Origin of the sequence: Streptomyces fulvoviolaceus (assembly GCF_000718165.1) — a bacterium.
Lineage (GTDB): Bacteria > Actinomycetota > Actinomycetes > Streptomycetales > Streptomycetaceae > Streptomyces > Streptomyces fulvoviolaceus.
The window spans coordinates 105,517-117,329 of record NZ_JOEY01000005.1; the positions used below are offsets into that span (position 1 = coordinate 105,517).

An 11,813-nucleotide genomic window follows, 5' to 3' on the forward strand; every position below is an offset into this window, starting at 1 on the left:
GTCCCACGGCCGGGGTGGGGAGGGGGGCGGGACTTCACGCTCCGCGGCATGTACGTTCCTGACCGTGCCCGCACCCAAGAAGACCGCCAGGCGATCCCTGCTGGTCACCTCTGCCTCAGTTCTGTCGTCCCTCGCGCTGACGGCCGCGCCCGCCTTCGCGGCGCCTTCGCCGTCGCCTTCGTCTTCGTCGTCTTCGGCGTCGTCGTCTTCGGCTTCGCCGAGTACGAGTCCGTCGGCCACTCCCCCGGCGAAGATGTCGACCGTGGGCGGCGCCCGCCTCGGCCAGGCCGGGACACAGGTCAATCTGGCGAGCGGGGTCCCGGTGCTGCCCAAGGGCCTGACCGCGCGCTCCTGGATCGTCACCGACGCCGAGTCCGGCGACGTACTCGCCTCGAACAACGCGCACTGGCGGCTGCCCCCGGCGAGCACCCTGAAGATGCTGTTCGCGGACACGCTGCTGCCGAAGTTCGCCAAGACCGAGAAGCACAAGGTCGTCCCCTCGGACCTCGCGGACATCGGCGCCGGCTCCAGCCTGGTCGGGATAAAGGAGGGCGAGACCTACACGGTCCACGACCTCTGGCTCGGCGTCTTCCTTCGCTCCGGCAACGACGCCGTGCACGTGCTGTCCGCGATGAACGACGGCGTCGACAACACCGTCAAGCAGATGAACGAGCAGGCCGAGGAGCTCCAGGCCCTCGACACCGACGTCGTCAGCCCCGACGGCTACGACCAGCCCGGCCAGGTCTCCTCCGCCTACGACCTGACGCTGTTCGCCCGCTCCGGACTGCAGAACCCGGACTTCCGCGAGTACTGCTCGACGGTCACCGCGAAGTTCCCGGGCGAGACGAAGAAGAACAAGAAGGGCAAGACCGTCCGCAAGTCCTTCGAGATCCAGAACACCAACCGGCTGCTCAGCGGCGACTACGACATCTCGCAGTACCAGGGCATCGCGGGCGTCAAGAACGGCAACACCACCAACGCCGGCGCCACCTTCACCGGCGTTGCCGAACGCAACGGCAAAGTGCTGCTCGTCACCGTCATGAACCCGTCGAAGAACGAGCACAACGAGGTCTACAAGGAGACCGCGAAGCTCTTCGACTGGGGCTTCAAGGCGGCCGGCAAGGTGGAGCCCGTGGGTGAGCTGGTGCCGCCGAAGAGCGCGGCGCAGGCGAGCGCCCAGCCCGGGGCCTCCGGAGAGGCCGGGGAGGCCGGGGGTGCCGACTCCTCCGCCAAGCCGGTCGCGGGCGCCACCGCCGAGGGCGGCTCCGGCGGCATCGGGATCGCGCTCGCGATCACCGGCGGGCTGCTGGTGCTGCTCGCGGGTGCCGCGTTCCTGGTCAACCGCCGCTGGCCGCTGCCGGATCTGGTACGTCGTCGCTCTCGTCCGTGACGGCTGCAGCTTCTGTGGATTCGGCCTCCTTGCTCTGCGTCGCCGTCCAGGCGGCGCAGAACAGCACCAGTTTCGACGTGAAGTTGATCCACAGCAGCAGGGCGACGGGCACGCCGAACGCGCCGTACATGCTCTTCGCCGCCACACCCTGCATATAGCCGCTCAGCAGCAGCTTCAGCAGCTCGAAGCCGATCGCGCCGGTCAAGGCGGCCACGAACAGGCGGTGGCGCGTGGGCTCGACGCCGGGCAGCAGCGTCAGGACGTACAGCAGGAGCAGGAAGTCGGCCAGTACGGCGACGACGAAGGCGATGATCTGCAGCAGGACGCTGCCCCAGCCTTCCCGGTCGATACCGAGCTCGTCGGTGATCCAGCCCACCATCGCGGAGGCGACGGTGGAGGTGGCGAGGGTGACGAGGACGGCGCCGCCGAGCCCGACGAGGATGCCCAGGTCCTTGGCCTTGCGCAGGACCGGGTTCTCCTCGTCGTCGGGCAGCTCCCACACCGCGCGCAGACACTCGCGCATCGAGCCGGCCCAGCCGATGCCGGTGAACAGCAGGACGACGCCGGCGATGAGGCCGATGGCGCCGGCGTTCTGGACCAGTCCGTCGATGTTCAGCTGGTCGGCGATGCCGGGCACCTGCTCGGCGATCTTGTCCTGCAGCTTGTCCTGCTGCTCCTTGCTGAGTGTGGCGGCGGCGACCGCGGCACCCACGGTGAGCAGCGGGAAGAGCGCGACGAAGCTCGTGAACGTCATCGCGGCGGCCAGCCGGGTCCACTTCACCCGGTCCAGCCGCTCGTACGACCGCCACGCGTGCGTGGCCGTCAGGCGCACCCACAGGGGCCCGACCACGGGGAGTTTCTTCAGCCAGTCCATGATCCGACTCTGCCCTCATCAGTCCAAGATCCAACTCTGGCCCCCGTACGGAAGACCAGTGTCCGAGTGCCCCAAAAGCGCAGGACAGTGGCGAGCGCCATGCCGATTCCGGCGCCGGAGACGGTGTCCGCGCGCTGCGAGGTGAGGCCGAGGCCGTAGTGACTCACGGTGAGGCACAGCAGCTGGACGAAAGCACCGGCGATGTTCACCGCGAAGAAGACGGCGTACGGCTTGAGGCCCTTCGGCCGTGTGTGCCGGTACGTGCCGAGCGCGTTGCCCGCGTACGCCACCGAGCAGCCCGCGACGAAGGAGAGCGCCTTCGCGGTGAGGGGCTCGAGGCCGGCCGGGCCACGCAGGTAGGTGAAGAGGGCCAGGTCGGCAGCGTAGGCGAGGAGGCCTGCGGCGGCGAAGCCGAGCAGTTCCCTGCGGGTGGCTGTCGGTTGCTGGTGGGTGGCTGTCGGTTGCTGGTGGGTGCACGCCGGTTGCTGACGGCTGCCTGCCGATTGCCGGTGGGTGCCTGGCGGTTGCTGGTGAGTGTCTGCCGGTTGCTGGTGAGTGTCTGCCGATTCTCGGCGGCTGCCTGCCGGTTGCTGGCGGCTGCCTGCCGATTCCCGGTCGTTGCCTGCCGGTTGCCGGTGGGTCCCTGCCGATTCCCGGTCGCTGCCTGCCGGTTGCCGGTGGGTCCCTGCCGATTCCCGGTCGTTGCCTGCTGGTTTCTGTCTGGTGCCTACCATTTGGCCACGGCCAAGCCGTACATCGCGAGCCAGGTCAGGCCGATGACGGCGAGGGCGCGGTCGCGCAGGACGACGTCCTCGGGCTCGCCGGCCGTGCCGCGGTCGGCGAAGACGGCGTATCTGAGGATCGCGAGGATGAAGGCGACCATGGAGAGCTGCCGCCAGGGGAGGAGGCCGGTGTGCTGGACGCCGGGGTGCGGCACGGTGCCTTCTCCCAACGCCCACAGGCAGTAGCCGAGCACGGCGACGCCGGCCGCCAACTGCCAGACGAAGCGCAGGTATCCGGTCGTGTACTCGGTGAGCAACGCGCGCGTGGCGCCCGCCTGCCCCGACATCTGGACCGCTTCGGAGTACCGCTTGGCCGACACCATGAACAGCGCGCCGAACCCCGTCGTGATCAGGAACCAGCGCGACAGCGGGATGCCGAGCGCGAGCCCTCCGATCATCGCCCGCATCAGGAACCCGGTCGTGACGACGACGAGGTCGACGACAAGGACGTGCTTCAGGCTGACGCAGTAGGCCAGTTGCATGCCGAGGTACGCGGTGAGCAGGGCCGGTACGAGGGGCGGGCACAGCCACACCGCGGCGGCCGGCGCGAGGACGGCGAGGGCGCCGCCGACGGCGTACGCGAGGGGGACCGGGACCTGTCCGGCGGCGACCGGGCGGTGCCGCTTGGTGGGGTGCGCGCGGTCGGCCTCGGCGTCGCGCGCGTCGTTGATCAGGTAGACCGCGGCGGCGCAGGCGGTGAAGAGGACGAAGACGAGGGCGAGTTGGGTGAGGGCGTGGGTGGAGAAGAGCCGGCCTGCGGCGGCGGGGGCGGCGACGACCAGGACGTTCTTCACCCACTGTTTGGGGCGCGCTGTCTTGAGGAGGCCTTGTAGGAGGGCGCCTCCTGGAAGGTTGCGGAGGGGGTGGAAGGAGCGGAAGGGGCGGAAAGCGCCTGTTCGGAGTGGTGAGGCGTGTGGTGGGGGCGTGTGTTGTTCGGGCAGCGCCGCGTCTTGGGTGCGCGCGCCGTTCGCGAGGGGCGCTGTCTCAGTCATGAGCGCTCCCTGTCATCCAGCGCGACCCGATGCGCGCCGTGAGCGCCCCCAGGGCCACGCCCGCCGCCACGTCCGAGGGGTAGTGGACGCCGACGACCAGGCGCGAGACACACATCGCGGCGGCGAGCGGCGGGATCACGCGCGCGCCGCGCGCCCCCAGCGCGCTGTAGGCGACGGCGGCGGCCGCGGCGGAGGTCGCGTGGGAGCTCGGGAAGGAGTGCCGGCCCGCCGTGCGCACCAGGGGCTCGACGTGCGCCGGGCGCGGGCGGCGCACCACCCTCTTCACGCCCATGCTGACGAGGTGCGCGCCCGCTGTGAGCGCCGTGCCGCGCAACCAGGCGCCGCGTCGCGCGCCGTCCACGGCGGCCCCGGCGAGGCCCACCGCGAGCCACAGCGCACCGTGCTCCCCGGCCCGGGACAGGGCGCGCGCTGCGAAGGCGACGCGCGGGTCGCTGCCGTGAGCCCGGAGCGCCGAAAGGGTGCGGTGGTCGAGGCGGTCGTCGAGTCGGCGGTCGAAGTGGTCCATGTGGACTCACTGTTCACGTCGACGCGGCGGGAACTCCGGCAATATTGAGCGACATCCCATTAATCACCCATTTCGGGGAGAGTTGGTATGTTTCAAAAGCAATCGCTCACTCATGGGCGATACGGTCACCGGCATGCCTGCCGACACCGTTTCCGTCACGGGATGGGGCCGCACCGCTCCCACCGCCGCCCGTCTGATCCGCCCAGGGACGTACGAGGAGGCCGTGGCGGCCGTCAGGGACTGCGGGGCCCGAGGAGGCATCCCGAGGGGCCTGGGGCGGGCGTACGGGGACGCGGCGCAGAACGCCGGCGGCTCTGTTCTCGACATGACCGGTCTCGACCGCGTCCACGTGATCGACGCCGCCGGCGGGATCGTGCTGTGCGACGCGGGTGTCTCCCTGCACCGGCTGATGGAGGTGCTGCTGCCGCTCGGCTGGTTCGTGCCGGTGACGCCGGGCACGCGCCAGGTCACCGTCGGCGGCGCGATCGGCGCGGACATCCACGGCAAGAACCACCATGGGTCGGGCTCCTTCTCCCGCCACGTCCTGTCCCTGGAGCTGCTCACCGCCGACGGCGGGATCCGCACCGTCGGCCGCGGCACGCCCCTGTTCGACGCAACCACGGGCGGCATGGGCCTGACCGGTGTGATCCTGACCGCGACGATCCAGCTCCAGCCGGTCGAGACCTCGCTGATGTCGGTCGACACGGAACGCGCGCGGGACCTCGACGAACTGATGGCGCGTCTGACGGCCGGCGACCACCGCTACCGCTACTCGGTCGCGTGGATCGACCTGCTGGCGCGGGGCGCGGCGACGGGCCGCGGGGTACTGACCCGCGGCGACCACGCGCCGCTCGAATCGGTGTCCACGCGCGCGCGTAGGAACCCACTGGCCTTCCGTACCTCCCGGTTCCCGGCCGCCCCCGCCTTCCTCCCGGAGGGCCTGCTGACCCGGACGACAGTGGGCGCGTTCAACGAGCTCTGGTACCGGACGGCGCCACGCGCGCGTACCGGCGAACTGCAGCGGATCTCCACGTTCTTCCACCCGCTGGACGGGGTGCCGCACTGGAACCGGATCTACGGGCGCGGGGGGTTCGTGCAGTACCAGTTCGTCGTCGGGCACGACCAGGAGGACGCCGTACGCCGGATCGTGCGCCGTATCTCCGAGCGCCGGTGCCCGTCCTTCCTCGCCGTCCTCAAGCGCTTCGGGGACGCCGACCCGGGCTGGCTCTCCTTCCCCGTGCCGGGCTGGACGCTCGCCCTGGACATCCCGACGGGCCTGCCCGGCCTCGGTGCCCTCCTCGACGAACTGGACGAGGAGGTCGCCACGGCCGGCGGGCGTGTCTACCTCGCCAAGGACTCCCGGCTGCGGCCCGAGCTGCTCGCCGCGATGTATCCGCGCCTCGACGACTTCCGGGCGCTGCGTGCGGAGTTGGACCCGCGCGGGGTGTTCGTGTCCGACCTGTCACGCCGCCTCAACCTCTAGGAGCTGCTGCCGTGAAGGACGCCTTCGGCCTCCCCCAGTCCCTGCTCGTCCTCGGCGGTACGTCCGAGATCGCGCTGGCCACCGCGCGCCGTCTGGTCGCCCGTCGCACCCGTACGGTGTGGCTGGCGGGACGGCCCTCCCCCGCCCTGGAGGCGGCCGCTTCGCAATTGCGTGCGCTGGGCGCCGACGTGCACACCGTCGCCTTCGACGCCCTCGATCCCCGGTCCCACGAGACGGTGCTCGGCAAGGTCTTCTCGGAGGGCGACATCGACATGGTGCTGCTCGCCTTCGGGATCCTCGGCGACCAGGCACAGGACGAGCGCGAGCCGGTCGCCGCGGTGCGGGTCGCGCAGACCAACTACACGGGCGCCGTGTCGGCGGGACTGGTCTCCGCGCGCGCGTTGCAGTCCCAGGGGCACGGCTCGCTCGTCGTGCTCTCCTCCGTCGCCGGCGAGCGGGCCCGCCGCGCCAACTTCATCTACGGCTCCAGCAAGGCCGGTCTGGACGCCTTCGCGCAGGGGCTGGGCGACGCGCTGCACGGCACGGGCGTGCACGTCATGGTCGTACGCCCCGGGTTCGTACGGTCGAAGATGACCGCCGGCCTGGAGGAGGCACCGCTCGCGACGACGCCGGAGGCGGTCGCGACGGCGATCGAACTGGGCCTCAGGCGCCGTTCGGAGACGGTGTGGGTGCCGGGGGCGCTGCGGGTGGTGATGTCGGCGCTGCGGCACGTGCCGCGGGCGGTGTTCCGGCGGCTGCCGATCTAGTCGGCCGGTGGCTGCCGACCGATCTGGTCGTCCGGCGGCTGCCGGTCCAGTCGGGTAGCGGGCCGGTCAGACGGTGGGCAGGGAGCCGCGGTCGGCATGGGCCGCCTGCGGCGGCACCACCGTCCCGCCGAAGACGAACTCGCGCAGCTTGCGCCACACGCCGTCGGCGCCCTGTTCGTAGAGCGCGAAGCCGCGGCAGGGCCACTCGGCCGCGTAGTCGGCAAGCGCCTCGAAGGCACGGTCCATGGACTCGTCGTCGATGCTGTGCGCCACGGTGACGTGCGGGTGGTACGGGAACTGCAGTTCGCGGGCCACCGGCCCGGAGGCGTCGCGGACCTGCTTCTGCAGCCAGGTGCAGGCCTCGGCGCCCTCGGCGACCTGCACGTACACGACCGGGGACAGGGGCCGGAAGGTACCGGTGCCGGACAGCCGCATGGGGAACGGCCGGCCCGCCGCGGCGACCTCGGTGAGGTGCGCCTCGATCGCCGGCAGCTTGCTGTCGTCGACCTCTGTCGGCGGCAGCAGCGTGACGTGCGTGGGGATGCCGTGAGCCGCGGCGTCGCCGAAGCCCGCGCGCCGCTCCTGGAGCAGGCTGCCGTGAGGCTCCGGGACCGCGATCGACACGCCGATCGTTACGGTCCCCACGTCGTCTCCTGTCGTCCTGTCGGGTTCGTTGCCAGCCGTCCGGCTATCGACTGTACGGCCACGGCTGTGTTGTGGGCAGGCGCAACTGTAGTGATGTGCAGCGCTCTGCCCAGTGGTACGTGTGTGCGGTGGTACGCCTCGTGCTTGACGGTCAGTGCTTGGCGGGCAGGAAGCCCACCTTCTCGTACGTCTGCGAGAGGGTCTCCGCGGCGACGGCGCGCGCCTTCTCCGCGCCCTTGGCCAGGATCGAGTCCAGCGTCTCCGGGTCGTCCAGGTACTGCTGGGTGCGCTCACGGAAGGGCGTCACGAACTCGACCATGACCTCGGCGAGGTCCGTCTTGAGCGCACCGTAGCCCTTGCCGTCGTACTTCTGCTCCAGTTCGGCGATCCCCTCGCCCGTGAGGGTCGAGTAGATGCCGAGGAGGTTGCTGACGCCCGGCTTGTTCTGGGGGTCGAAGCGGATGACGGTGTCGGTGTCGGTGACCGCGCTCTTGACCTTCTTCGCGGTGACCTTGGGCTCGTCGAGGAGGTTGATGAGGCCCTTCGGCGTGGACGCCGACTTGCTCATCTTGATCGACGGGTCCTGGAGGTCGTAGATCTTCGCCGTCTCCTTGAGGATGTACGGCTTCGGGATCGTGAACGTCTCGCCGAAGCGGCTGTTGAAGCGCTCGGCGAGGTCGCGGGTGAGCTCGATGTGCTGGCGCTGGTCCTCGCCGACCGGCACCTCGTTGGCCTGGTAGAGCAGGATGTCCGCGACCTGGAGGATCGGGTACGTGAACAGGCCGACGGAGGCGCGGTCGGCACCCTGCTTGGCGGACTTGTCCTTGAACTGGGTCATGCGGGAGGCCTCGCCGAAGCCGGTGAGGCAGTTCATGACCCAGGCGAGCTGTGCGTGCTCGGGGACGTGGCTCTGGACGAAGAGCGTGCAACGCTCCGGGTCGAGGCCCGCGGCGAGGAGCTGGGCGGTGGCCAGGCGGGTGTTGGCCCGCAGGTCCGCGGGGTCCTGCGGGATCGTGATCGCGTGCAGGTCGACGACCATGTAGAACGCGTCGTGGGACTCCTGCAGGGCCACCCACTGGCGGACGGCGCCGAGGTAGTTGCCGAGGTGGAACGAGCCTGCGGTGGGCTGGATTCCGGAGAGCACGCGGGGTCGATCAGAGGCCATGTCCTCATTCTCTCAGGTGTCGGGGGCCGATCCGGAACTGGTCGGAAACAGATGTGACACAGGTGGGAACCGATCCGGTCCGGGCGGTGTACCAATCGTGTGAGGACGCGGGAGGGGGGCCGCATCGTCGATGAGGCCGCGGTGATCGCACGCGTACGCGCCGGAGAGCCGGAGGCGTACGCCGAGCTGGTGCGGGCCCATACGGGCATCGCGCTCAGGGCGGCCGCCGCGCTCGGGGCGGGAGCGGACGCGGAGGACGTGGTGCAGCAGGCCTTCGTCAAGGCGTACTGCGCGCTGGGCCGGTTCCGGGACGGCGCGTCGTTCAAGCCGTGGCTGCTGTCGATCGTGGCCAATGAGACGAGGAACACAGTGCGGACGGCCGCGCGCCAGCGCACGCTCGCCGGCCGCGAGGCGGCGTTCGTGGAGACGGAGCCGCTGATACCGGAGTCGGCGGACCCGGCGGTGGCCGCCCTGGAGATAGAGCGCCGGGTCGCACTGCAGGCCGCCCTGGAGAGGCTGAGCGAGGAACACCGCCTGGTCGTCACCTACCGCTATCTCCTGGAGATGGACGAGTCCGAGACCGCCCAGGCGCTGGGCTGGCCGCGGGGCACGGTGAAGTCCCGGCTGAACCGGGCCCTGCGCAAGCTGGGGCGGCTGCTGCCCGATTTCGAGCCTCGGGAAGGAGGTGATGAGCGTGAGTGAGTCCTACGACGGTGAGGGCGTCGGCGGGAGTGCGCGTGAGCCTGCGTCGCGGCTGCCCGAGGAGCTGCGGGCGCTCGGGCGCTCGCTGGACGCGCCGGGCGCGGCCGGGTCCGAGTCGATGGTCGAGCGGGTGCTGGAGCAGATACTCGCCGATCAGGTGCCGGTCCCCGTCGCGGAGCCGTCCGGCGCCGGTGAGCGGCTGCGGGCGGTGCGGCAGTGGACGCGGGTGCGGTGGCGTTCGCTGACCGCGACGCTGTGCGGGCTGCTGGCGGTCCTCGCGCTCACGCCTCCGGTGCGGGCCGCGGTCCTCGACTGGTTCGACTTCGGCGGGGTCGAGGTGCGCTACGACCCGTCGGCGGTGCCCTCCGACGGGGCCGAGGTGCCCGGCTGCGGGCGGTCGGTGTCGCCGGTGCAGGCCGAGCGGCGGGCGGGGTTCGAACCGCTGGTGCCGGAGGCGCTGGGCACTCCGGACGCGGTGTCGGTGACGGCCGAGCCGCAGGGGCGCTTCCTGGTGTCTCTGTGCTGGCGCGAGCAGGGACGCACGGTCCGGCTGGACGAGTATCCGGCCAGCCTGGACATCGGCTTCGCCAAGAGCGTGCGCGAGCAGCCGGAGTGGATCTCGCTGGGTGAGGACTCCTCGGACGTCGGTTTGCCGAATGACACCGCCCTGTGGTTTCCACGGCCTCACCTGCTGAGTTTCTGGCTGGTGGACCGGGACGGGACCCAGTACACGCGTGAGAAGCGGACCGCCGGGCCGACCTTGCTGTGGATGCATGACTCGGGCGGCGGGGACGTGGCGCTCCGCCTCGAAGGCGTGGCGTCGAAGGGGCGGGCGGTGGAGATCGCGAAGTCGCTCACGGAGCCTGCGGAGGAATCTCCGAAATAGTGCGCGCGGGGTGGGAACCCCGCCGCCTCGGGCGGTGTACCAGAAGTGACACGCGGCTCGCGGACGGGCCGCACGAGCATCTTCTGCAGGGGGTTCGGATGCGCAGGCATGAGGGCGGCCGGAGCGGCCGATGTCGTGAACTGGCGGCACTGGCAGGGGCGTTGGCGGTGACGTTCGCGCTGATGATCTGGGGCGCGTCCTCGGCGTCGGCCGGCGGACCGACGAGCGTGCTCGTGGTCTCACCGCAGAGCACGGAGACGGCGGCGCTGTACTGCACCGACAAGGAGTACGGCGAGTTGGAGCGACTGCTCGGCGCCCCGGGCACGGGCACCCGCGACAAGCCGCCCGAGGCCAATCTGGCCGCCGCCCGGCAGATCAACGTCACCTGGATGGTGCACGACGTGTCGCCCTGGCGACTGGACCGCGTCTTTCCGCTGGCCGACGCGGACGACGTGTGGATACACACCGCGGAGAACGTGCCCGCTTCGGTCAACGGCGAATGGCACCGCGCTCGGAACCCCGGCCAACTGCGTGCCCTGCTCAAGGACCTGGGCCTGATGGGCGAGACCTCCGGCGAGGGCCACGCCATCTTCCCGACACCCTGGCAGGAGTCGGGGAACGACTCGGCCACGGCGGAGCCGGAGACCGCCGCGGCCACGAGCCCGACACCGGCAGCGGACGACGAGGCCGATTGGTGGTGGGCCCTGCCGGGTCTGGCAGCCGGAGCCGTACTGGCCTTGGTCCTGCGGCCGTTCGCGATGCGGATGCCGCCGGCCCGCCTGCGCCGTGAGCCGGGGCCGCGACAGGAACTGCGCGATGTGTGAGACGTGACGGGGAAGTCGGAAGCGCTGGAGGGGGACGGATGGGAATCCGGAGCAGAAGGACGAGGCCACGGCTCGCGAGGCGCACGGCACTCGTGCCGGTAGCGGTAGCGGCGGTGACCGTGCTCGGAATGCCGACGGCGGACGCGGCGGCACAGGGACCGGATCCCGACCAACCCAACCTGGCGCTGGTCATCGCCGGCGGCTCGAGCCGGACGACGACCTTGCGCTCCGGCGAGTCCTCCTTCGACCGTCTCTGGCAGTTGCTGCAGCCCACCTACACCGGCACGGAGCGGGTGCCGCATGCCTGGGCCGAGGGCCGGTATCCGCCGGTGCGGATCACCGTGGTCTGGGGACTGACGGGTGTCGGAGGCTGGCCGCAGACGAATGCGGCGCCCGGCGGCGATGTGGCCATCGAGCGGCAGGACCAGCTGTTCCTGGCCGAGGACGGCACACCGTGGGTGCGCACGGATCCGGCACCGGAGGTGGCGGACGACGACATCCGCTGGCATCGGGCGCCGCGTGCGGTCTTCGGGCAGCTGAGCCGGACGGAGCTGCTCGGCGGGGCCGTGGAGGCGCGGACAAGCGGTGAGGCCGGCGACGGGCCCGCGGACATGGAGCTCGGTGCGTGGTGGGCGGTTCCGGGCCTCGCCGTGGGGTTCGCGGCCGGTGTCGGCGGCACGCGGCTGATACGCCGCGCGGCGGCCCGGCCGGGAGCCGGACCGCCGCGGGAGGAGCCACGACAGGAACTCATCGATCTTTGAGAGTCGCCGGTCTTTG

13 protein-coding genes are annotated in these 11,813 nt (G+C 71.1%); 7 read left to right on the forward strand and 6 right to left on the reverse strand.

Translation table 11 applies throughout. The annotated features are described in order from the left end of the window. The first annotated feature begins 64 nt into the window (after positions 1 to 64). Positions 65 to 1,390 (forward strand): D-alanyl-D-alanine carboxypeptidase family protein, encoded by a 1,326-nt coding sequence (locus tag IG08_RS0106755; RefSeq protein WP_030597466.1) that lies wholly within the window; start codon positions 65 to 67, stop codon positions 1,388 to 1,390. Here the strand turns inward: IG08_RS0106755 and IG08_RS0106760 are convergent. The 4 genes from IG08_RS0106760 to IG08_RS0106775 all read right to left on the reverse strand — a co-directional run bounded on the left by IG08_RS0106760 (position 1,338) and on the right by IG08_RS0106775 (position 4,564). Beyond that, positions 1,338 to 2,264, reverse strand: coding sequence for a YihY/virulence factor BrkB family protein (locus tag IG08_RS0106760; RefSeq protein WP_030597470.1), 927 nt, complete (start codon positions 2,262 to 2,264; stop codon positions 1,338 to 1,340). The two genes, IG08_RS0106755 and IG08_RS0106760, sit on opposite strands and share 53 nt — an antisense overlap. After that, positions 2,252 to 2,683: a GtrA family protein gene (locus IG08_RS56805; RefSeq protein WP_078655481.1), complete on the reverse strand. Its 432-nt coding sequence runs from the start codon at positions 2,681 to 2,683 to the stop codon at positions 2,252 to 2,254. The genes IG08_RS0106760 and IG08_RS56805 overlap by 13 nt, the downstream gene beginning before the upstream one ends. Positions 2,684 to 2,991: 308 nt before the next feature. Continuing rightward, positions 2,992 to 4,038 (reverse strand): decaprenyl-phosphate phosphoribosyltransferase, encoded by a 1,047-nt coding sequence (locus IG08_RS0106770; protein WP_030597473.1) that lies wholly within the window; start codon positions 4,036 to 4,038, stop codon positions 2,992 to 2,994. Beyond that, positions 4,031 to 4,564 (reverse strand): phosphatase PAP2 family protein, encoded by a 534-nt coding sequence (locus tag IG08_RS0106775; RefSeq protein ID WP_030597476.1) that lies wholly within the window; start codon positions 4,562 to 4,564, stop codon positions 4,031 to 4,033. The genes IG08_RS0106770 and IG08_RS0106775 overlap by 8 nt, the downstream gene beginning before the upstream one ends. Before the next feature lie 133 nt (positions 4,565 to 4,697). On the opposite strand from IG08_RS0106775, the gene IG08_RS0106780 reads away from it, so the two are divergent. Together IG08_RS0106780 and IG08_RS0106785 are read left to right on the forward strand one after the other, a co-directional pair. Then, positions 4,698 to 6,047: a decaprenylphosphoryl-beta-D-ribose oxidase gene (locus tag IG08_RS0106780; RefSeq protein ID WP_030597478.1), complete on the forward strand. Its 1,350-nt coding sequence runs from the start codon at positions 4,698 to 4,700 to the stop codon at positions 6,045 to 6,047. 11 nt (positions 6,048 to 6,058) lie between these two features. Next, positions 6,059 to 6,814: a decaprenylphospho-beta-D-erythro-pentofuranosid-2-ulose 2-reductase gene (locus tag IG08_RS0106785; RefSeq protein ID WP_030597481.1), complete on the forward strand. Its 756-nt coding sequence runs from the start codon at positions 6,059 to 6,061 to the stop codon at positions 6,812 to 6,814. A 66-nt stretch (positions 6,815 to 6,880) separates the two neighbouring features. Here the strand turns inward: IG08_RS0106785 and IG08_RS0106790 are convergent, their stop codons facing one another. After that, on the reverse strand, positions 6,881 to 7,459 hold the full coding sequence (locus tag IG08_RS0106790) for a 2'-5' RNA ligase family protein (protein WP_030597485.1): 579 nt from the start codon (positions 7,457 to 7,459) through the stop codon (positions 6,881 to 6,883). A 151-nt stretch (positions 7,460 to 7,610) separates the two neighbouring features. Further along, entirely contained in the window at positions 7,611 to 8,624 is a 1,014-nt protein-coding gene (gene trpS / locus IG08_RS0106795; RefSeq protein ID WP_030597487.1) for a tryptophan--tRNA ligase, read from the reverse strand. A 141-nt stretch (positions 8,625 to 8,765) separates the two neighbouring features. Here trpS and IG08_RS0106800 point away from each other — a divergent pair, with 141 nt between their 5' ends. The 4 genes from IG08_RS0106800 to IG08_RS0106815 all read left to right on the forward strand — a co-directional run bounded on the left by IG08_RS0106800 (position 8,766) and on the right by IG08_RS0106815 (position 11,797). Further along, the gene (locus tag IG08_RS0106800; RefSeq protein ID WP_030597490.1) at positions 8,766 to 9,326 is read left to right on the forward strand and encodes an RNA polymerase sigma factor; all 561 of its coding nucleotides are present in this window, start codon (positions 8,766 to 8,768) and stop codon (positions 9,324 to 9,326) included. Further along, entirely contained in the window at positions 9,313 to 10,212 is a 900-nt protein-coding gene (locus IG08_RS0106805; RefSeq protein WP_199820816.1) for a hypothetical protein, read from the forward strand. Before IG08_RS0106800 ends, IG08_RS0106805 begins: the two co-directional genes overlap by 14 nt. 98 nt (positions 10,213 to 10,310) lie before the next feature. Further along, on the forward strand, positions 10,311 to 11,036 hold the full coding sequence (locus tag IG08_RS0106810) for a hypothetical protein (protein ID WP_030597496.1): 726 nt from the start codon (positions 10,311 to 10,313) through the stop codon (positions 11,034 to 11,036). Positions 11,037 to 11,164: 128 nt separating this feature from the next. After that, positions 11,165 to 11,797: a hypothetical protein gene (locus IG08_RS0106815; protein WP_052424519.1), complete on the forward strand. Its 633-nt coding sequence runs from the start codon at positions 11,165 to 11,167 to the stop codon at positions 11,795 to 11,797. Positions 11,798 to 11,813: the final 16 nt, after the last annotated feature.

Bases quoted from the DNA above. Each gene is read 5' to 3' on its own strand.
- IG08_RS0106810 (WP_030597496.1), top strand. From the start codon at position 10,311: ATGCGCAGGCATGAGGGCGGCCGGAGCGGCCGATGTCGTGAACTGGCG.
- IG08_RS0106775 (WP_030597476.1), bottom strand. From the start codon at position 4,564: ATGGACCACTTCGACCGCCGACTCGACGACCGCCTCGACCACCGCACC.
- IG08_RS0106780 (WP_030597478.1), top strand. From the start codon at position 4,698: ATGCCTGCCGACACCGTTTCCGTCACGGGATGGGGCCGCACCGCTCCC.
- IG08_RS0106770 (WP_030597473.1), bottom strand. From the start codon at position 4,038: ATGACTGAGACAGCGCCCCTCGCGAACGGCGCGCGCACCCAAGACGCG.
- IG08_RS0106815 (WP_052424519.1), top strand. From the start codon at position 11,165: ATGCCGACGGCGGACGCGGCGGCACAGGGACCGGATCCCGACCAACCC.
- trpS (WP_030597487.1), bottom strand. From the start codon at position 8,624: ATGGCCTCTGATCGACCCCGCGTGCTCTCCGGAATCCAGCCCACCGCA.
- IG08_RS0106760 (WP_030597470.1), bottom strand. From the start codon at position 2,264: ATGGACTGGCTGAAGAAACTCCCCGTGGTCGGGCCCCTGTGGGTGCGC.
- IG08_RS0106805 (WP_199820816.1), top strand. From the start codon at position 9,313: ATGAGCGTGAGTGAGTCCTACGACGGTGAGGGCGTCGGCGGGAGTGCG.